Raw genomic sequence first — 19734 nt, forward strand, 5'->3', positions numbered from 1 at the left:
CTACCTTTCTGTTACGCTGAGTCGTTTTTCAAGCAATTGAGCGGAGAAGGAGATCACAAGAGCAATTCCCCAGTAGATCACTGCTACGGCTGTATAAGTCTCGAGGGAATAATTCCCAAGGTTGCGACTGATCAAGTTGTTTCCTGCTCCCATGATATCGATAAAGCCAATGGTATAAGCCAAAGCGGCATCGCGCATGAGGTTCAAGATGGCCGTCGTCATATTTGGAAGAGCCACACGAAAGGCTTGGGGAAGGACAATCCGCCAAATGGTCTGAGCTGGTGTCAATCCGATACTCAAGCCCGCTTCCATCTGGCCTTTGGGAATGGCCAAATAGGCTGCCTTGAAGACCTCAGAGATCATCGCCGCAAAGAGAAGAAACATGGCCACAAGGACAAAGACAAACTTGGACCAGTGGTCAATATCAATGCCCAACCACCAGTTCAAAAATTGGGGTAGTCCATAAAAGACCAAAAAGAGCAAGACAATCGGAGGGGTACAACGCAAGGTAAAGACATAGCCTTTTGCCAGACCTGCTCCTACCTTCTCTTCTGATACTTGTGCCCAAGTCAAAACCAAGCCAAATGCAGAACCAAGAAGCGTCGTTAACACCATCAAAGCTAAGGTCGCTGGTAGAGCTTGGACCAAGGTTGGAAGAAATGACCAGACCTTGGAAATGTCGTATGAGACCATGTTTCTTTTCCTTTCTGTATCCGTATAGAAATAAGGAAGCTGGGGCTATGCGCACCCAGTTCCATCTTATTTCTCTTTATCTACATAACTGAAGACATCTTCACCGAAATATTTTTTCGACAATTTCGCAAGCGTTCCATCTTTTTCCAATTCTTTGATGGCCTTGCTGTATTCTTCCGCAAATTTTTCGTTTTTCTTATCCTTATGGATCAATGGATAAGTTGGAATTCCTTTGTAGGCAAACCAGCTGAGTTTGTCTGCGTATTGGTGGTAAGAACCATCTTTATCTGTGACAGCTTTTTCAAAGGAAAGTTTGATGTCAAAGAAGGCATCGTAACGACCTTCAAGTACCCAAGCATAAGCATCTGCGACTTTGAACGATTCGGCAGCTGTTAATTCGATTTGTTGGTCCTTATGCTTTTCATTGTATTCTTTAATAACATTCCATTGCGCATTTTGTGGTGAAATTGGAACTAATTTCCCTTTTTCTTTCGCAAAGTCATCAATGTTCTTGTATTTATCCGCATCTTCTTTTCGTACGGTAAATCCGATGATACTTGCTCCGATTGGTTCTTTTGGAATGATAAATTTCTTGGCGCGTTCTTCGGTATACCAAGCTCCTTTGGTTCCGATATCATACTTACCAGATTCTAGACCGATCAAAAGGTCATCGTCACTTGTTCCAGTGTACTCAAACTTGTAGTCTGGTAATTTTTCGTCAATAGCTTTGAGCACAGCTACTTCATAACCATCTGATTCTCCTTTTTCATCGACGAAATCGTACGGTACATAGTTTTGCGTGTGGGCTACTTTCAAGGTTGTTACCTTGTTCGATCCCGTTGAGCCTTTGCTGTCGTTTGCATGGTTCAAGCTCCGTCCAAGAATGGTTGCACCTGCAATGGCAAGAACGGCCACCCCACCGATAATCCATGTTTTTTTACTCATACTCTGTTCTCCCTGATTCTATTTTTTCTTATTCTGCTGCAGCTTCACGAACCCATTCGATTCGCTCTTCATCAATGTCACTTGGAATCGTACAATCCGCACCGATGACCAAGCCTGTGGTTCCAGTTTCTGCGATGATGCGTTTAGTTTCTGCTTGAATCGCAGCCTTGTCTCCTGTATAGAGAAGACCATTTTTGCCATTTTCAAAGCCACCAAGAACCGTACGTCCACCGAAGATTTCGCGTCCTTCTGCTAGGCTGATTCCTTCTGGTCCAACTGCCCAGTTAATGACTTGAGCTGGGTAGTCTGTGAAGAGATGGATATCATTGCGAGCCCCTTCGTAGCCACAGATATGAAGGATATTTACCCCACCTGCTTCATTGGCTGCTTCTAAGACATGGAGTTCACTCGGTGCAATACTATTTTTATAAACTTCTTGGCTCACGCGCGCATCTTGGATACTTTGAACACTGAGGTAGATCCCGTCTGCTCCTGCTTCTTTAATGATGCGTTGGCTCAAACTTGCAATATCTTGACCAATCGTATCCAATACTTTTTTAAGGGTTGCAGCATCTTGATCGATGAAGTTTGCGATCAAGTCATCTCCTCCTGAAACTTCTCCGACCAACCATTTAAAGTAAGTTACTGGAGCAAAGATATTGTAGATGGCTACAATGTCCTCTTCAAAACCGGCACGGATTTTTTTCACAAGCTCTACCTGCTCTGTGATCCATGGATGATCGGCTCCGAGAGGTTCAATTCCTGCTAAGTCAGAGATGTTTTCAAGGCCTTTGTGAATGGCTGGATTTGGATAAGCAAAGTAACCATCGCTCATAAGTTTAACAAAGTCTGGTTGGACCTTGTGAAGGAAGTTTTGATGACCCTTCAGGTTTTTTTCAATAATTTCAGGATTTGAAAATCCTTTTAGCCACTCTTCTTCTGTCGTGAAATGGTGCCAAAATCCAACTGGCACACGATCAACTGCTTCTCCTTTAAAAGCTTTTAACACTAATTCTCTTTTTGCTGACATGTTCTTACCTCGTTCCATCTTTTCTTGTTTGTTATCTTATCACTTCAATTATACTTTGACTAATATATATTTTTTATCAAGCTCTTCATCTTTTTTTATCACTGATCTTCAAGAAGTAAAATTCCTGCTATATCAGATGGGCGAAGGAGAGAGAGACTATGGGCTGGAATTTTCTCCAATTTTTCGATGTCCGGATCTTTCCGTACAATCCCATGACTGCTTGCTGCAGTAGCTTTTGCGAGTCCTAGGACTAAGAATAAAGCTACCAGCCCCATACACCACACATGAATCTTTCTCATCTCCCTCTCCTTTCTTCTTACAAGACGGCCGCCTGACGCACCCAGTCTAAGCGTTCCAATTGGAAATCGTCTGGTACGGTACAGTCTGCTCCAAGGATCAAACCACGACTTCCCGCTTCTGCGACCAGGCGACGGGTTTCTTGCTCGATAGCTGCTCGTTCCCCTTGATAGAGTAAGCCTTTCTTACCATTGACAAAGCCACCTAGGACAGCACGATCCCCAAAGAGTTTGCGACCTGCTGCTAGGCTCAGGCCTTCATGATGGGTCGCCCAGTTAATGACTTGTGCTGGATAATCCTTGAAGAGGTCCACTTCATTGCTGGCCCCTTCAAAACCACAGATATGAAGGATATTGATTCCACCCGCTTCATTGGCTGCTTCTAGAACGGCAATGTTGCTTGGCTCAATGATCTTGCGGTATTCTTTCTCTGTCACGCGCTCATCTTGAACCTGCTGGGTTGAGAAGTAAATGCCTTCCACTCCTGCTTCTTGGATCAAGCGGCGACTAAGAATGGCGATGTCTCCTGCAATCACGTCAAGGACATGAGCTAAAGTTTCTGGATCTTCCTTGATAAAGTCTGCAATCACTTGGTCTCCACGGGATTGATCCGTACGGAACCAGCGTTTCAAGTAAGAAATGGGCGAGAAGATATTGTAGAAAGAAGCAATCTCTTCATGGAAATGGGAACGAATCTCCTTGACCACTTCAATCTGTTTTTCAATCCAAGGATGATGCTCTCCAATCGGTTGAATGTCCTTTAATTCTTGGATCGATGTGATCTCTCTCGAATAAAGGACATTCGGATAGCGGAAGAAGCCATCGCTCATGATCTTGACAAAATCAGGTGAAATTTCTTCAACATAGTGTTGGTGACCCTTAATACTTTTTTCTACTACAGCTGGATTGTCTAGCCCCAATTCTTTTTCTTCTTGGGTCACATAATGGAGCCAAAATCCTACAGGGATTCGCTCTACTGCTTCGCCTCGAATGGCACGAAGAACCAATTCTTTTTTACTCATACTGTACATCCTCCTCATCTTTTCTCCAAAAGAAAGATTGACTGCTTCCCTTCTGGAATTTGTAACCATGATATCACCTCGAAAAGTAGCTGACTAATATATTTTCCCTATCAAAGCCTTAAAATTTCTTTATTAAGAAAATCATCAAAAAAACGCAAGCCCTTGAAAATAGGGACTTGCGAGTATCTTTCTCGATTGTTTCATTTTAGAAAAAAAGAACCTCTTTGATCTTTTCTTGATCCGGTTATAATATAAAACTATACCCCTCCTTTTAAGATGAAAAATGGAATCTATTGAGATGAAAAAGCCCTTCATATCAACATTTCTTTCTTCCTATTCATTCCACCATTTCCTGGCTCCCCTTCCCCTCTTTCTTGTCATACAAGATTGAAAGGAGTATAATTTTTATAGAATAATTTTAAGGAGTGTACGGTTTATGAAAACAACAAAAACCACCTTTACCATCGTTTCTGCTCTTGCTTCTGTCATTTTACTGACGAGTTGTGGAAGCAACACCACTAAAACGCAAGAGACAAAAGCAAGCAGCACTAAAAATCAGGTGACGATGACCTATGATCAGCAGCGCTCACAAGAAAATACCATGTCTGTTCTCTGGTACCAAAAGGCAGCAGAAACCAAGGCTTTGTATTTACAAGGCTACAATGTCGCTACTGACCGTTTGAAAGAGATCCTCCAAACGCCTTCTGATAAGCCATACTCAATCGTATTAGACTTGGATGAAACTGTTTTAGACAACAGCCCTTACCAAGTTCAAAACGTCAAAGATGGTACAGCCTTCAACCCTAAAGATTGGGATGTTTGGGTGAAAAAAGCAGCCGCAAAAGCGGTGCCAGGTGCTAAAGATTTCCTTCAATATGCGGATCAAAACGGGGTTCAAATCTACTACATTTCTGACCGTACAACCTCTCAAGTAGATGATACCATCAAGAATCTTGAAAAAGAAGGCATTCCGGTTCAAGGACGTGACCACCTCATGTTCTTAGAAGATGGTGTCAAATCAAAAGAAGGCCGTCGCCAAGCTGTGCAAGAAAAGACCAATCTTGTCTTGCTCTTTGGGGACAACCTAGTGGACTTTGCAGACTTCTCTAAGACATCCGAAGCTGATCGCGACAAGAAATTGGACGAATTGCAAAAAGAATTTGGTGAAAAATTCATCATCTTCCCAAATCCAATGTACGGATCATGGGAATCTGCTGTTTACCAAGGTAAAAAACTAGATGCCAAGGGACAAACAGAAGAACGCCTCAAAGCCTTGCAAGGTTTTGATAAATAAAACAAATGAGAGTGGGACAGAAATCGGTAATTCGTTGGAATTCGATTTCGTCGTCCCACCTCCGCACAGTTGAGTAGGGCTATAAAAGCTGATGAAATCAGCGTAGTAGAGCCCACTCAACCACTGCGTCTTGCTAGACAATCCAAAAACAATTAAGAGGCTGGGACTTTTGTCCCAGCCTCGTTTTTTCTATATAGACAAGTTTATTCAACCGTTACAGACTTAGCAAGGTTCCGTGGTTTGTCGACATCGAGTCCACGATGAAGGGTTGCAAAGTAAGCAATCAATTGGGTTGGCACCACCATTGAGATTGGAGAGAGGTAAGGGTGAACCGCTGTCAAGACTAAATCATCCGTCTCTTTAGCGACATTTTCTTCTGCAATGGTTAAGACATGAGCCCCACGTGCTGCCACTTCTTGGATATTTCCACGTGTGTGGCTGGCTAGGACTGGATCAGACAAGAGGGCAATAACTGGTGTACCGTCTTCGATCAAAGCAATGGTACCGTGTTTCAACTCACCCGCTGCGAAGCCTTCACATTGGATATAAGAAATTTCTTTTAGTTTCAGACTGGCTTCCATGGCAACATAGTAATCTTGGCCACGTCCGATATAGAAAGCATTGCGGGTTGTTTCCAACAAGCCACGGACTTTTTCATCGATGACTTCTTTTTCTGAAAGGGTTGATTCGATCGATTGGGCAACGATAGACAATTCGTGCACCAAATCAAAGGCTTTGGCCTTTTCATTGCCATTGGCTTCTCCAACAGCTTTGGCAAGAAAGGCAAGGGCTGCGATTTGAGCCGTATAAGCCTTGGTGGAAGCGACCGCAATTTCAGGACCCGCATGGAGCAACATAGTCATGTCTGCTTCACGTGAAAGAGTAGATCCTGGAACATTGGTTACTGTCAAGCTTGGAATGCCCATTTCATTTGCTTTGACCAATACCTGGCGACTATCCGCTGTTTCACCAGATTGACTGATAAAGATGAAGAGTGGTTTTTTGCTGAGAAGTGGCATGCCGTAGCCCCACTCAGAGGAGATACCGAGTTCTACCGGGGTATCCGTCAACTCTTCCAACATTTTTTTAGACGCAAACCCTGCATGGTAAGAGGTACCGGCTGCAAGGATATAGATGCGGTCTGCCTCTTGAACAGCCTTGATGATAGCTGGGTCTACCACTACTTGACCAGATTCATCTGTATAGGCTTGGATGAGTTTACGCATCACGGTTGGTTGCTCGTCAATTTCCTTGAGCATGTAGTATGGATAAGTCCCCTTACCGATATCTGATAAGTCAAGTTCAGCCGTGTAGCTAGCGCGCTCACGACGATTTCCATCGTAGTCTTGGACTTCAACGCTGTCTGCTTTGACGATGACCAACTCTTTGTCATGGATTTCCATATATTGGTTGGTCTCACGAATCATGGCCATGGCATCTGAGCAGACCATATTGTAACCATCCCCAAGACCAATCAAGAGTGGTGATTTATTTTTTGCTACATAGATGGTGCTTGGATCTTCCGCATCCATCAAAGCAAAAGCATAGGCTCCTCGGATGATGTGGAGGGCTTTTTTGAAGGCTTCAAGCGTAGACAAGCCCTCTTCTTCAGCGAATTTTCCGATCAAGTGGGCTGCAATTTCTGTATCGGTTTGCCCCTTGAAATGGTGACCAGCTAGGTATTCTTCCTTGATTTCAAGGTAGTTTTCAATGACGCCATTGTGTACCAAAACAAAACGACCTGTCTCCGAACGGTGTGGGTGGGCATTGTCTTCAGTTGGTTTTCCATGAGTGGCCCAACGGGTATGTCCGATCCCAGCTGTTCCTTCGACACCTTCTGCCTTAGCTGACAATTCTGCAATGCGACCAACTGCCTTTACCAATTGGCTCTTGCCTTCACTAGCCAGAAAAACACCCGCAGAGTCATAGCCTCGGTATTCGAGCTTTTCAAGTCCTTGAATCAAAATATCAGTTGCATTTGTATTTCCTACAACACCAACGATTCCGCACATAGTCTTTACGATATAGCCTTGCTATACTTTCCCCTTTACTTAGTCAAACGACCCATGGTCGATTTCTCAGTTACTTTGAAATTGGTCTAGTCTAATTTACCAAAAAAGTAACCAGCGGAGTCAGTATACAATGCTTCTTCCAGTTTGTCAACTAGGAAATATAAGAAAATTGGTCTAGTTAAGAAAGGGTTAAGAAAAGAGGCTGAGACAAAAGTCCTAGCCTCTTAATTGTTTTTAGATTGTCAAGCAAGATGCAGTGGTTGAGTAGGCTCTACTACGCTGATTTCATCAGCTTTTACAGCCCTACTCAACTTTGCGGAGGCGGGACGACGAAATCGAATTCTAACGAATGACCGATTTCTGTCCCACTCTCTGTTTTTCTATTCTTCAAATCCATTCTGCTGGCTTAACTCACGGAACCAATGGCCGGATTTTTTGAGGGTACGTTTTTGACTCTCAAGATCCAATTCAACTAAACCATAGCGGTTCTTGTAGCCATTGAGCCAAGACCAGCAATCAATAAAGGTCCAGATCAAATAGCCTTTACAATTGGCACCATCTTGAATAGCCCGGTGGAGCTCACGAAGATGGTCTTTGACAAAGTCAATCCGGTAGTCGTCTTGGATCACTCCATCCTTGCGGAATTTTTCCTCGCCTTCGACCCCCATCCCGTTTTCTGTCAGGATCCACTCGATATTGCCATAGTTTTCCTTGATATTTTGGGCAATGTCATACAGGCCTTGCTCATAGATTTCCCAACCACGGTGGGGATTAATCTTGCGGCCTGGCATGACATAGGGTTCATAAAATTGCTCAAAGAGTAGGGGAGAAGCTGGATTCGGAGTATAACGAGGAGCTGCCACACGGAGTGGTTGGTAATAGTTAACACCTAGATAGTCGACGGTATTTTCCTCCATCAAGCGCAACTCAAATGGATCATAATCTGGCAAGAGATCACGCTCCCGCAAGATCTCCACTAATTCTTGAGGATAATGGCCAAGAACGGAAGGATCTAAAAAAGATTTGGCTTGGAAGAGCTCGGCGATACGAGCGGCTTTAACATCTTCTGGATGCTGGCTCCGAGGGTAGGCTGGTGTCAGATTGAGCACAATCCCGATCCGGGAATTGGGATCCACCTCGTGACAGGTCTTGACCGCTAGAGAGCTTGCTAACTGGGTGTGGTAGGCTACTTTTACAGCTGCAGCTGCATCTACCTTATGAGGAAAATGGGCATCATAAAAATAACCAAACTCCACAGGGACAATGGGTTCATTAAAAGTGATCCACTGGTCGACCAGATCCCCATAGGTCTTGAAACAAAAACGCGCATATTCTTGATAAGCATAGGCGGTTTCCTTGTTTTCCCAACCATCGCCCTGCTTTTGGAGAGCCATCGGCAAATCAAAATGATAGAGGTTGACCAAGAGGTGAATCCCTTTTTCCTTAATCTTTTCAAAGACACGACGGTAGAAATCGACACCCGCTTGATTGATCTCCCCTCGGCCTTCTGGGAAAATGCGGGACCACTGAATAGACGTCCGAAAAGCTGTGTGACCGGTTTCTAACAAGAGATCCAGGTCCTCTTCCCAGTGTTCATAAAAAGTGGATGTTTTCTCTGGTCCCTGCCCTTGATAAAAGCGATTGGGTTCGATCCTATACCAGTAATCCCAGAGATTGTCACCTTTTCCATCCTGATCTATACGCCCTTCTGTCTGTGGACCCGAGGTCGAACTCCCCCATAAAAAATCCTTTGGAAATTGAAACATGTTCTAATCCTCCTCATTCTACTAGCTCTATTGTAGCGAATCCTCCCCCAAAACCTAGGCACAATTTACAGTCTTTCTTACGCAGATTAAAGAAAAAGCTCCCTTAGAAAAATTCCTAAGAGAGCTGGTCCTCATTATAAGTCATTCACAACATATTCAAAGAGTTTGTGGTCTGCAGGACTCTTGTCAAAACGCAGTTCCGGATGCCACTGAACGCCGAGAAAACGACTCTCATCTGTGGATTGAACCGCCTCTATGACGTCGTCTTTGGGATCCCGCGCAATTACTTCTAAGCCATCTGCCAAGTCTTTGATACTTTGATGGTGAAAGGAATTGATGCGACTGGTCTTACCATAGATCTCTTGTAAAACCGTCTGATCCTTAGTCACCAGCTCTTGGCTGGTGTACTGACCTGGATTGTCCTGCCAATGATCCTCAATATCTTGATGCAAAGTTCCACCCAATGCAACATTGTAGAGTTGGGTCCCACGACAGACTGTAAAGATAGCTTTTTTAGCCGCTCGCGCTTCCTCAATCAAGGCCAACTCAAAAAGATCACGTTTTAAGAGGTAGTCGTCGCTATCAATGGTGATTTCTTCTCCATAAAACTTGGGCAAGACATTTTGACCACCAGTAATGATGAGCTTATCAATCATCGACATATAGTGTTTGGCCATGTCCGCATCTCCAATTGGCAAGATCAAGGGAATTCCTCCCGCCTCTTTGACCGCTTCGACAAAACCAGTCGCCGCATAACTCATGTTCGCGTCTGGATCATCTGGGAAGGGTCTTTCATTTCCTGTAATTCCAATCACTGGTCTTTTTTTCATACTTGTTTCCATATACTTTCATTCGTTTTCAAGGCTTATTGTAACACAATTTTAAGCTAGACTCAATGGAGAGTTTTTTAAGAGAAGGTCTCCCCCTCTATAACAAAAGCTTGCTGAAAAGGGTTAAAATTGCTTTCTATCAAAAAATCCTCAAGTGCGAAGACTTGAGAATTATTTGTTAATTTTTAATAACCCCTTCTTTTACCAAAAAGTCACGTGCCACTTGATTAGCTGACTTGCCTTCTACTCCGACTTGGTAGTTCATCTGGCTCATTTGCTCTGCTGTGATTTTACCAGCTAACTTGTTTAGAATGCCTTCCAATTCTGGATGTTTCTTAAGAAGAGCTTCTTTCATGAGGGGCGCCCCTTGATAAGGTGGGAAGAGTTGCTTATCATCTTCAAGGACCACCAGGTCATAGCGAGCCAGCTCGGCATCCGTTGAGTAAGCATCTGTGATCTGGATGTCACCGGACTGGATCGCCTGGTAGCGAAGGGCTGGCTCCATGGTGGAGACTTGTAGATGGAGTCCGTAAACCTTCTGCAAGCCCTTGTTCCCGTCCTCTCGGTCATTAAACTCCAAGGTAAATCCTGCCTTGAGTTGTCCTTCCACCTTTTTCAAATCTGAAATGGTCTTGAGGCCATACTCTTGGGCAATTTTCTTAGGCACCGCGACAGCATAGGTATTCTGATAAGCCATGGGTTTGAGCAAGGCCAGGTCGTCTTGTTTCTTGATCCCATCTCGAGCCGCTCGATAGACTGCTTCTGGATCATGGCCGACTTGCGGCGCCGGCTTGAGGAGACTTTCGGTCACGGTCCCTGTAAACTCTGGATAGATAGCAATATCCCCTTTTTTCAGAGCTTCAAAGAGGAAGGTGGTTTTTCCAAAATTTGGTTTAACAGTCACTGTCATGTCTGTGTTTTCTTCGATCAAAATCTTGTACATATTGGCTAGAATTTCCGGTTCAGGACCCAACTTCCCAGCGATGACCAGGTTTTCTTTTTCCGGTTTGGGAAGAAGACTTGGTGTATAGCTAGCTCCCAATCCCAGGATCATGACCGCAAAAGCCGCAAAGATGGTCCGCAATTTAGCCTTTTCCATCCATTTGAGAAGAAGGTTAAAGGCGATGGCTAAGAAGGCAGAAGACAGGGCACCGATCAAAATCAGACTGGCATTATTGCGGTCAATCCCCAGAAGGATAAAGGAACCGAGTCCCCCAGCTCCAATCAAAGCAGCTAGAGTAGCCGTCCCGATAATCATCACAGCTGCTGTCCGAATCCCAGACATGATGACGGGCATGGCCAAGGGAATCTCAAACTTCTTCAAGCGCTCCCACTTAGTCATCCCAAAGGCGACCCCTGCTTCTTCTAGACTTGGGTCAATCCCCTGCAAACCGGTGATAGTATTTTGAAGGATGGGGAAAATGGCATAGATGACGAGAGCTGTCAAGGCCGGAAGTGTTCCAATTCCCATGATGGGAATGAAGAGCCCCAAAAGGGCCATGGAAGGAATGGTCTGGAAGATCCCAGCTACCTGTAAAACCCAGTTGCTGGCTCTCTTGCGTGTACTTAAATAAATAGCTAATGGAACAGCTAGAAAAATAGCAAGGAGCAGGGTCAGTAATGACAGTTGCAAATGTTGCCCTAGTGCAGTGAGCCAGTCTCCAAAGCGTTCTTGAAAGGTTGCAAATAGTTTAGACATGGTGAGCACCTCCAAATAAATCCGCAACAAAGTCGTTGGCTGGTTGGGCTAGAATGGTCTCAGGATCCGCCACCTGCACAATCTCTCCTTCTTGTAACACCGCAATCCGATCGCCTAATTTCAAGGCTTCATCGGTATCGTGTGTAACAAAGATAGTGGTCATGCCGAACTCCTTGTGCAAGTCTTTGGTAAGAGCCTGCAACTGTTTGCGGGAAATGGCATCCAAGGCTGAAAAGGGCTCGTCCATCAATAGAATCTTTGGCTCCCCGATGATGGCCCGCACAATGCCAATCCGTTGTTGCTCCCCACCAGACAGCTCATGGGGTTTGCGATCGGCGTAATCAGAAGCTGGAAGGCCTACTTTTTCTAAAAATTCGACTGTTTTGGAAGCCACTCGCTCCTTGCCCCAGCCCTTCATCTCAGGAATGAGAGCGATATTTTCCGCAACTGTCAAATTAGGAAAGAGAGCAATGGCTTGAAGCACATAACCAGTAGACAGACGTAACTCTCGTTCATCATAGTCCTTGATGCGTTTCCCGTCCATATAAATATTGCCATCTGTCGGCTCCAAGAGACGGTTAATCATCTTGATCATGGTGGTCTTTCCAGATCCTGAAGGACCTACGAGGACCATAAATTCACCATCTTCAATACGGAGATTGACATCTTTTAAAATGTCCTTATCCGTGTAGCGCAAGGCTACATGTTTATATTCAATCATATTCTTCCTCAATAAGTTTTCTGTCTCTAAGAGTATCCAATAGGCTACTTGCCGGATGCCCTAGGACTTTTTCGATATCTGTTGAAACCCCAGCTTGTTCCCCAGCTTTAATCGCTGTATAAGTGCTGACCCAGGCATCGTACTCCCAAGTTTGTGCTGGCCATTTTTTCCGTGACTCATAAGCTTCTTCTACTGTTTCATCCACATACGCGATGGCGTCACCAGTCTCTTTTGAGAGAAGCGCTACGATTTCTTCCATGGAAAGATCCTCTGGTCCTGTCAGATGCAAGGTTTGATTTTCCCACTCCTTAGGATTTAAAAGAATCTCTGCTGCAACCCTAGATGTGTCCTTACGGGCAACAGCTGACACAAGACCACTGCCTGCCGGACCACGAATCTCTCCATTTTCAAGCGCCATATCAATCAGGAAGTCCAAGTAAAAATTATCTCTCAAAAAAGTGTAGGTGAAGCCTAACTCCTTGATATAGGCTTCCGTCTGGGCATGATCTCGAGACAAGGTGAAAGTTGCCTTCTCATCTGCCCCATAAAAGGAGGTATAGACGATATGCTCTACCCCTGCTAGCTTTGCAGCATCTAAAAAGTCCTGGTGTTCCTTGACACGCTCTGGATTTTCCCGAGCAGAAACCATCAACAAGATATCGATCCCCTTTAAGGCTTCAACCACCTCTGGTGTATTGGCATACACTATTTTACGAATTTCCGCTGACGCATAGATCTTTGCACGCTCTGGGCTTCGTGCTAGATGGACGGAAGCGATTCCTTTCCTATCGACAAGATTCGCCACATAAGAACCTAATTTCCCTGTTACCCCTGTAATACCAATCATAACTGTTACTTCCTTTCCCTAGATGTCATTCTCTTTAGCTTTTAGATTTGTGATAATGCGCTCTTGATAGGCCTCAAATTCTCGGATTTCTTGATCTGAAAATCCTTGGTAGAAAATTTCACCCAACTCTTTACTAACGCGGTCTCCAATTTCTTTTTGTGCCCAACCAAGGTCTGTCAAAGAGATATATTTTTTCCTTTTATCCTGCGTGCAAGGTTGAATCGTGACCAGGCCTTGTTCTTCCAATTTCTTAACCATACTGGTCAATGTATTATTGGCTAGACCCGTCGCAAGAGCGATATCTGTCGCAGTAGCGCACCCCAACTCTTGCTTCCACAAAATCGTTAAAATTTTCCCTTGTTCACTTCTGTATTGAGCATCTGGTTCCTTGCTCAAGAGTTTTTGAAAAAGTCGCCCGTTCAATAAGCGTATCTGTAAAGCTTGGTAGCCCCCTTGCATCTTGTCCATTTTGTCTCCTTTTTATTTCTATATCGAAATATCAAAGTCATTGTACCACTGCTTATTACATCTGTCAACTATTTCTATATAGAAATAGTAATTTTTTGACAAGAAGCTCTTCAAAAGATTCTTGCACAGCTCCAAATGACCAGACTTTTTTACCCCTTTTACACAAACTTCTTTGGAATACGGTCAAAAATTCGCTATAATAGTAACAAATGTTAAACTCCTTTTGTAACGACACTTGGTTTTACGATGTGGTAATCTGTTAACTGTATGATAGAAAGATCGGAGTATTTGTGATGCATATCCCTGATAATTATTTGAGTCCTGCAAGTTGTGCCCTCTTAGCTGTAGCGGCTGCCCCTGCGATTGGCGAATCCATTGCCAAAGTCAAAGTTCAATTAAAGGAAAATAAAGAGTTGGCCCCTATGCTTGGCGTCGCAGCCTCTTTATCCTTCTTGTTAATGATGTTTAATGTTCCAGTTCCAGGGGGGACAACGGCACACGCTGTCGGTGGTGCTCTTCTGGCCATCCTGATTGGTCCCTATGCAGCTTCCCTTGCCTTATCTGTTGCCTTGATCCTCCAGGCCTTCTTATTTGGAGATGGAGGAATCTTAGCCCTTGGAGCCAATATCTTCAATATGGCCGTTGCCATGCCTTTTATCGGCTATGGGATTTACAGTTGGTTCCGCAAACACCATCATGAATCTCTTGGAGTGATCGTGGGGTCCTATGTCGCTATCAACGCCGCAGCTCTCTTAACAGGGATAGAACTTGGACTGCAACCTTTGATTGCATCCGAAGCTGGACAACCTCTCTACAATCCTTATGGATTAGAAGTCACGATTCCTGCCATGATGGCTGCCCATCTTGTGGTCGCTGGCTGGGTCGAAGCCTTCTTCACCTATGTGATTTACCGCTTTGTCAAACAAGTAGCCCCAGCTGAATTGTATACACCAAGTAGCAAAAATACGACTTCATTTGTCAAAAAAATCCGCTGGGTCCTCTTGGGGCTGATCGTTTTGAGCCCTCTCGGTCTCCTGGCAGATGGTACAGCTTTCGGAGAATGGTCTTCTGAAGAATTAGGATCCTTGCTCAAAGGGAAAGTTCCAGCTGGTATCAAAAATGGTTTTTCTTTTGAAGCCTTGTTCAGTGATTACACCATTCCTGGAACTAAAATTGCGATTGGCTATATTCTATCAGCCATTACAGCTGTTCTCATTTTCTATATCATTAGCAAAATGATTCGATCAATAAACGGAGCAAAAACTTCTCATGCGTAAACTTCCTGACTGGCTCCTTCAAGAGCAAGCGACTCTAGAAGCTTCAAAAAGCCATCACTATTTACAAATGAACCTTCACACATTGCGCCATTTTCTTGGCAAAATGAAACAAACGACACCCGCATTCAAGGCCAAAACTTCCTCTTGGATGCGGCTTGTTTACTTTTTAACCCTAGCCATTCTTATTACAACAGCCCACCATACGATCCAGCTCTGGATCCTCGGTATACTCTTACTACTTCACATTGCCATGCTGCCGGGAGAAACCCTTCTTCACCTGTTTAAAGTCCTCGTCAAGGTCCTTCTCTTCTCTACCATTGTGATTTTGCCTAGCATCTTATTTCAAGGATTTCAAAATGGAGGGCTTTTTTTGCTACGTGCCGGGATGATTGTCCTCAATATTTCTCTCTTTTTAGCCACTACCACAAGCATCCAACTGGTTGAGGCCCTAAGGCAGCTACATTTCCCCAAGACCTTTGTCCAGACCATTGATATTACGCTGAAATATAGTTATATTTTGGGAAAACACCTTCACCAACAAATTGAGTGCGTCCAACTCCGGACCGTTGGTCAAAAAGTGAGTCTCCATCTCTTTGGCTCTCTGCTGGGTCTTTTGTATCTATCAACGAAGAACCATACCAAAGAGGTCTACGATGCCATGTTGCTGAGAGGATATGGCATGGATAGGAAACAAAAAGAGCCCTTCTGTTGGAAAAAAGAAGATGGCATTTTTCTACTGGAATTAGTCTTCCTTATTGCCGTCACAACTCTACTCCGTTAGAAAGGATAGCCTATGATAACCATTCAAGATGGAAATTACCACTACACAGATGAGATTGGAATCTACGATATTCAACTACAGATCAAGCAAGGGGAAACGATCGCTTTGATGGGACCAAACGGAGCAGGAAAATCCACGCTTTTCAAAATTCTAGTTGGACTTTTACCCCTGTCTTCTGGTCAATACCACTTTAAGGATTGGACAATTGATGGTCCTTTCTTAAAAGATCCCCATCGTGCTGGCCAGCTATTTCAACAGGTCGGGCTTATTTTTCAAAATAGCGATACGCAACTATTCAACACAAGCGTCTATGATGAGCTTGCTTTTGGCCCACGTCAACTCGGCTTATCGGCAGTTGAAATCGAACAACGCGTCAAGGACACACTCGCTCTTTTAGAGATTGAGCACCTGAGAGATCGCATTCCCTACCATCTTTCCGGTGGCGAAAAGAAGCTAGTCGCCATTGCCAGTGTCCTCACCATGAATCCTAGTCTCTTGCTATTTGACGAGCCCTTTAACGGTCTCTCCCCCAAATACCAGAAGCTGATTGTCGCCTTGCTCCAAGAACTCAAAACAGCAGGAAAAACGATTGTGATTTCCTCCCACCATTTCGAGCAAATCGCTCCGATTGTGGAACGGGTTCTGCTCTTTTCTGAAGAGCACACCATTACAGGAAGCTACAATCGAGCTGATTGGGAAAATCATCCAGATATTCAACAATCGTTTTCAACATGTTAAAAAGCTTCGGTAGGGTTCTTCCTACCGAAGCTTTTTGATGAAAGAGATAAGGGTTAATGTCCTTTATGCTTGTCTCTTCGTTTTTGCTGTTTGCGTTCAAATTTCTCTTGTTCGAGCAATTGCTTTTGGACACTAGATTGATGTTTTGAAATCTTTTTCTTTTCCTCATACTGCAACTGCAATAGTTCTTTCGACTTGGAAGAAACTTTCTGATTTACTTGTTTCTTCACCATTCGCTGTAATCGTTTAGGATTCTTGATTTTTACATGTTGCTTAACTGTAGCTTCTGGACTAAAAGATAATTGAGTAAACTGAGTCTGTAAAATCTCTAGAATTTCATCATCTTTTGGCTCCTTACCAAATGTCACACGACAAACTTGATAAGTTTCTCGATACACTTGTTCGAACAAACCATGCCAAAATCCATCTTCAAAATAAACTGTCAATCCAATTGAAATTGTTTCCACGACAGCACCTCCTTAAATCTATCCCTAAGAATGGACAACCAAGGAGGAAGGTTACTGATAGGCTTGCCTACGTCTGGACTACCAACCAGAACTGTGTTTTTATCTTAGTTGGAACTATTATAGCATATAGCAATACAAAAAGTCCTCCAGAACTTAGCTCTGAAGGACTTTTAATTTTATTTCATAATAATATTTACAAGTTTGGTTGGCTCAAACAGTTTGGGAAACTGTTTGAGGTTGGAAATCAGCAAATAAATTGGTTATTTTACAACAATATTAACCAATTTATTTGGTACCGCAATTACTTTCACGATTTCTTTGCCATCAATCTCTGCTTTGACTTTGTCGTCAGCTAGAGCGACTTCTTGCAATTCTTCGCGAGAAAGGTCTTTTGCGACCATCAATTTCGCACGGACTTTTCCTTTAATTTGAACAACGATTTCGATTTCGTCTTCAACCAATTTGCTTTCGTCCCATGTTGGCCAAGCTACGTAAGAGATTGAATCGCCTGTTGCTGCGACTGTTTGCCAGAGTTCTTCTGCCAAGTGAGGGGCAAATGGGGCGATCAATTGGATGAAGCCTTTGGCGTAATCCACATAGAGTTTGTCTTCCTTGTTTGCCGCATTGACAAAGACCATGAGTTGAGCAATGGCTGTATTGAATTTCATCGACTCGATTTGCTCAGTGACAGCTTTAACGGTTTCGTTGTAAACCTTGTCAAGAGCGCCATTGTTTTCTGCAACGATTTCTTTACTTGTGATCAAACGGTAAACACGGTCAAGGAATTTACGGCTTCCTTCTAGACCTTCTTCAGACCAAGCGATAGAAGCATCGAGTGGCCCCATGAACATTTCATAGACACGAAGGGTATCGGCACCGTATTGTTCCACCACATCGTCTGGGTTGACCACGTTCTTGAGGGATTTCGACATCTTAGCTGGTGCTTGCTCCAATTCCTCTCCTGTTTCCATGTGGAAGAAGGAACCGTCACGTTTTTCAACCTTGTCAGTCGCTACAAGAGCACCACGGTGGTCACGGTAGCTAGTTCCCAAGATCATTCCTTGGTTAAAGAGTTTTTGGAATGGCTCTTTAGTCGGTACAACACCAAGGTCATAGAGGAATTTGTGCCAGAAGCGAGCGTAAAGCAAGTGAAGAACAGCGTGTTCTGCACCACCTACATAGATATCGACTGGCAGCCATTGTTTGAGGAGGTCCTCATCGGCCAATTTCTCAATGTTATGTGGATCGATATAACGGAGGTAGTACCAGCTTGAACCGGCCCATTGCGGCATGGTATTGGTCTCGCGACGACCTTTGACGCCATCTTCACGAGTCACTTCCAGCCAGTCTGTCAAGTTAGCTAGTGGGCTTTCACCAGTACCTGAAGGGCGGATGTCCTTGGTGACTGGCAAGACAAGTGGGAGTTCATTTTCTGGAACAGCTGTTGAAGTTCCATCTTCCCAATGAATGATTGGGATTGGTTCACCCCAGTAACGTTGACGGCTAAAGAGCCAGTCGCGGAGACGGTAGGTAACCTTTTCTTGACCGCAGCCTTTTTCTTCCAACCAAGCCACGATTTTAGCAATTGCTTCTTCTTTGTTGAGTCCGTTCAAGAAGTCTGAGTTGACGTGAAGGCCATCTTCTGTGTAAGCAGCTTCTGCTACATTTCCACCTTCCAACACTTCTACGATTGGAAGGCCAAACTGGTTAGCAAATTCCCAGTCACGTTGGTCGTGGGCTGGTACGGCCATAACGGCACCTGTACCGTAGCTAGCAAGAACGTAGTCCGCAATCCAGATTGGAATTTCTTTCCCATTGACAGGGTTGATGGCATAAGCACCCGTCCAAACCCCTGTTTTTTCCTTAGCAAGGTCAGTACGAGCCAAGTCTGATTTAAGGCTAGCTTGGTGTTTGTAATCAGCCACAGCCTCAGCTTGTTCAGGACTTGTGATAGCATCTACCAAGTCATGCTCAGGAGCCAAAACAGTGAAAGTCGCACCAAAAAGGGTGTCAGGGCGAGTGGTAAAGACGGTGAATTCCTTGTCAGTACCTTTCACCTTGAAAGTGACATTGGCACCAGTTGATTTTCCAATCCAGTTGCGTTGCATGTCCTTGATAGACTCTGGCCAATCAAGATCATCCAAGTCAGTCAGCAAACGCTCTGCATAGGCAGTAATTTTAAGCATCCATTGGCGCATCGGTTTGCGAACAACTGGATAGCCTCCACGCTCAGAAGTTCCATCTGGAAGGACTTCTTCGTTGGCGATGGCTGTTCCCAATTCTTCAACCCAGTTTACTGGCACTTCAGCTTCATAGGCCAAACCTTTTTCGTAAAGCTTAGTGAAGATCCATTGTGTCCATTTATAGTAGTTTGGGTCTGTAGTATTGACTTCACGGTCCCAGTCGTAAGAGAATCCAAGGGCATTAATTTGACGTTTGAAGTTGGCAATGTTTTCCGCCGTGAATTCCGCTGGGTCATTCCCTGTATCCATCGCATATTGCTCTGCAGGCAAACCAAAAGCATCCCAGCCCATTGGGTGAAGGACGTTGTAGCCTTGCGCACGTTTGAAACGGCTAAGGATATCTGTCGCCGTGTAGCCTTCTGGGTGTCCTACGTGTAGACCCGCTCCAGATGGGTAAGGGAACATGTCCAATGCATAAAACTTAGGTTTTGAAGCATCTGTTCCTGTCTTAAAAGTATGATGGTCAGCCCAGTATTTTTGCCACTTAGGCTCGATTTCTTTATGATCGTAAAAACTCATAGCGTCTCTCCAATTTTCGTGATGCTCCTATTATACCATTTTTAGGCGATTTTTAAAGGTTCAGACAAAGAAAAAGACAGGTCCCA

The 19734-nt window shown here is 44.2% G+C and carries 18 protein-coding genes; 4 read left to right on the forward strand and 14 right to left on the reverse strand.

The window, feature by feature from the left end:
- From O3605_RS03550 to O3605_RS03570, 5 genes are all read right to left on the reverse strand, one after another.
- The gene (locus O3605_RS03550) at nucleotides 1-693 is read right to left on the reverse strand and encodes an amino acid ABC transporter permease (protein WP_023919543.1); all 693 of its coding nucleotides are present in this window, start codon (nucleotides 691-693) and stop codon (nucleotides 1-3) included.
- Nucleotides 694-759: 66 nt separating this feature from the next.
- Nucleotides 760-1638 carry a transporter substrate-binding domain-containing protein gene (locus O3605_RS03555; RefSeq protein ID WP_049474424.1) on the reverse strand — a complete coding sequence of 293 codons (879 nt, stop codon included), beginning with the start codon at nucleotides 1636-1638 and terminating at the stop codon, nucleotides 760-762.
- Nucleotides 1639-1666: 28 nt separating this feature from the next.
- Nucleotides 1667-2668: a uroporphyrinogen decarboxylase family protein gene (locus tag O3605_RS03560; protein ID WP_070505346.1), complete on the reverse strand. Its 1002-nt coding sequence runs from the start codon at nucleotides 2666-2668 to the stop codon at nucleotides 1667-1669.
- 98 nt (nucleotides 2669-2766) lie between these two features.
- Nucleotides 2767-2967 (reverse strand): hypothetical protein, encoded by a 201-nt coding sequence (locus tag O3605_RS03565; protein WP_070505345.1) that lies wholly within the window; start codon nucleotides 2965-2967, stop codon nucleotides 2767-2769.
- A gap of 17 nt (nucleotides 2968-2984) precedes the next feature.
- The gene (locus O3605_RS03570) at nucleotides 2985-3995 is read right to left on the reverse strand and encodes a uroporphyrinogen decarboxylase family protein (protein ID WP_371585269.1); all 1011 of its coding nucleotides are present in this window, start codon (nucleotides 3993-3995) and stop codon (nucleotides 2985-2987) included.
- A 427-nt stretch (nucleotides 3996-4422) separates the two neighbouring features.
- On the opposite strand from O3605_RS03570, the gene O3605_RS03575 reads away from it, so the two are divergent.
- A complete protein-coding gene (locus tag O3605_RS03575) occupies nucleotides 4423-5280 on the forward strand; it encodes a 5'-nucleotidase, lipoprotein e(P4) family (RefSeq protein WP_003004374.1) in 858 nt (285 codons plus the stop codon).
- 203 nt (nucleotides 5281-5483) lie between these two features.
- On the opposite strand, the gene glmS is transcribed toward O3605_RS03575, so the two are convergent.
- From glmS to O3605_RS03610, 7 genes are all read right to left on the reverse strand, one after another.
- Complete coding sequence (gene glmS, locus O3605_RS03580) at nucleotides 5484-7292, reverse strand: glutamine--fructose-6-phosphate transaminase (isomerizing) (RefSeq protein WP_049498067.1); 1809 nt, start codon at nucleotides 7290-7292, stop codon at nucleotides 5484-5486.
- A gap of 380 nt (nucleotides 7293-7672) precedes the next feature.
- Entirely contained in the window at nucleotides 7673-9058 is a 1386-nt protein-coding gene (locus O3605_RS03585; protein ID WP_049498068.1) for a glycoside hydrolase family 1 protein, read from the reverse strand.
- Between the two features lie 134 nt (nucleotides 9059-9192).
- Nucleotides 9193-9888 (reverse strand): gamma-glutamyl-gamma-aminobutyrate hydrolase family protein, encoded by a 696-nt coding sequence (locus O3605_RS03590; protein ID WP_049498069.1) that lies wholly within the window; start codon nucleotides 9886-9888, stop codon nucleotides 9193-9195.
- Between the two features lie 178 nt (nucleotides 9889-10066).
- Complete coding sequence (locus O3605_RS03595) at nucleotides 10067-11587, reverse strand: ABC transporter permease/substrate-binding protein (protein WP_049498070.1); 1521 nt, start codon at nucleotides 11585-11587, stop codon at nucleotides 10067-10069.
- Nucleotides 11580-12308, reverse strand: a complete 729-nt coding sequence (locus O3605_RS03600; protein ID WP_049491030.1) for an ABC transporter ATP-binding protein — start codon at nucleotides 12306-12308, stop codon at nucleotides 11580-11582. The genes O3605_RS03595 and O3605_RS03600 overlap by 8 nt, the downstream gene beginning before the upstream one ends.
- Nucleotides 12301-13155, reverse strand: a complete 855-nt coding sequence (locus O3605_RS03605) for an SDR family oxidoreductase (RefSeq protein ID WP_049491031.1) — start codon at nucleotides 13153-13155, stop codon at nucleotides 12301-12303. The genes O3605_RS03600 and O3605_RS03605 overlap by 8 nt, the downstream gene beginning before the upstream one ends.
- A gap of 18 nt (nucleotides 13156-13173) precedes the next feature.
- Entirely contained in the window at nucleotides 13174-13623 is a 450-nt protein-coding gene (locus O3605_RS03610) for a MarR family winged helix-turn-helix transcriptional regulator (protein ID WP_134974664.1), read from the reverse strand.
- 293 nt (nucleotides 13624-13916) lie between these two features.
- On the opposite strand from O3605_RS03610, the gene cbiM reads away from it, so the two are divergent.
- The 3 genes from cbiM to O3605_RS03625 are packed head-to-tail and all read left to right on the forward strand — an operon-like array spanning nucleotide 13917 to nucleotide 16419.
- Nucleotides 13917-14900, forward strand: coding sequence for a cobalt transporter CbiM (gene cbiM, locus O3605_RS03615; protein WP_371585270.1), 984 nt, complete (start codon nucleotides 13917-13919; stop codon nucleotides 14898-14900).
- Nucleotides 14893-15681, forward strand: a complete 789-nt coding sequence (locus O3605_RS03620) for an energy-coupling factor transporter transmembrane component T (RefSeq protein WP_155199208.1) — start codon at nucleotides 14893-14895, stop codon at nucleotides 15679-15681. The genes cbiM and O3605_RS03620 overlap by 8 nt, the downstream gene beginning before the upstream one ends.
- Before the next feature lie 12 nt (nucleotides 15682-15693).
- Nucleotides 15694-16419 (forward strand): energy-coupling factor ABC transporter ATP-binding protein, encoded by a 726-nt coding sequence (locus O3605_RS03625; RefSeq protein ID WP_155199207.1) that lies wholly within the window; start codon nucleotides 15694-15696, stop codon nucleotides 16417-16419.
- 53 nt (nucleotides 16420-16472) lie between these two features.
- On the opposite strand, the gene O3605_RS03630 is transcribed toward O3605_RS03625, so the two are convergent.
- Together O3605_RS03630 and leuS are read right to left on the reverse strand one after the other, a co-directional pair.
- Entirely contained in the window at nucleotides 16473-16886 is a 414-nt protein-coding gene (locus O3605_RS03630) for a YjdF family protein (protein ID WP_350007406.1), read from the reverse strand.
- A 260-nt stretch (nucleotides 16887-17146) separates the two neighbouring features.
- On the reverse strand, nucleotides 17147-19648 hold the full coding sequence (gene leuS, locus O3605_RS03635) for a leucine--tRNA ligase (RefSeq protein ID WP_371585271.1): 2502 nt from the start codon (nucleotides 19646-19648) through the stop codon (nucleotides 17147-17149).
- Nucleotides 19649-19734 lie beyond the last annotated feature (86 nt).

The sequence above is a fragment of the Streptococcus sp. 27098_8_99 genome, from assembly GCF_041431935.1.
GTDB classification, from domain to species: domain Bacteria; phylum Bacillota; class Bacilli; order Lactobacillales; family Streptococcaceae; genus Streptococcus; species Streptococcus parasanguinis_D.

Coding starts and splice junctions, on each gene's coding strand:
- O3605_RS03600 (WP_049491030.1), bottom strand. CDS start 12,308: ATGATTGAATATAAACATGTAGCCTTGCGCTACACGGATAAGGACATT.
- O3605_RS03550 (WP_023919543.1), bottom strand. CDS start 693: ATGGTCTCATACGACATTTCCAAGGTCTGGTCATTTCTTCCAACCTTG.
- O3605_RS03570 (WP_371585269.1), bottom strand. CDS start 3,995: ATGTACAGTATGAGTAAAAAAGAATTGGTTCTTCGTGCCATTCGAGGC.
- O3605_RS03605 (WP_049491031.1), bottom strand. CDS start 13,155: ATGATTGGTATTACAGGGGTAACAGGGAAATTAGGTTCTTATGTGGCG.
- cbiM (WP_371585270.1), top strand. CDS start 13,917: ATGCATATCCCTGATAATTATTTGAGTCCTGCAAGTTGTGCCCTCTTA.
- leuS (WP_371585271.1), bottom strand. CDS start 19,648: ATGAGTTTTTACGATCATAAAGAAATCGAGCCTAAGTGGCAAAAATAC.
- O3605_RS03575 (WP_003004374.1), top strand. CDS start 4,423: ATGAAAACAACAAAAACCACCTTTACCATCGTTTCTGCTCTTGCTTCT.
- glmS (WP_049498067.1), bottom strand. CDS start 7,292: ATGTGCGGAATCGTTGGTGTTGTAGGAAATACAAATGCAACTGATATT.
- O3605_RS03560 (WP_070505346.1), bottom strand. CDS start 2,668: ATGTCAGCAAAAAGAGAATTAGTGTTAAAAGCTTTTAAAGGAGAAGCA.
- O3605_RS03610 (WP_134974664.1), bottom strand. CDS start 13,623: ATGGACAAGATGCAAGGGGGCTACCAAGCTTTACAGATACGCTTATTG.
- O3605_RS03590 (WP_049498069.1), bottom strand. CDS start 9,888: ATGAAAAAAAGACCAGTGATTGGAATTACAGGAAATGAAAGACCCTTC.
- O3605_RS03620 (WP_155199208.1), top strand. CDS start 14,893: ATGCGTAAACTTCCTGACTGGCTCCTTCAAGAGCAAGCGACTCTAGAA.
- O3605_RS03565 (WP_070505345.1), bottom strand. CDS start 2,967: ATGAGAAAGATTCATGTGTGGTGTATGGGGCTGGTAGCTTTATTCTTA.
- O3605_RS03625 (WP_155199207.1), top strand. CDS start 15,694: ATGATAACCATTCAAGATGGAAATTACCACTACACAGATGAGATTGGA.
- O3605_RS03595 (WP_049498070.1), bottom strand. CDS start 11,587: ATGTCTAAACTATTTGCAACCTTTCAAGAACGCTTTGGAGACTGGCTC.
- O3605_RS03585 (WP_049498068.1), bottom strand. CDS start 9,058: ATGTTTCAATTTCCAAAGGATTTTTTATGGGGGAGTTCGACCTCGGGT.
- O3605_RS03555 (WP_049474424.1), bottom strand. CDS start 1,638: ATGAGTAAAAAAACATGGATTATCGGTGGGGTGGCCGTTCTTGCCATT.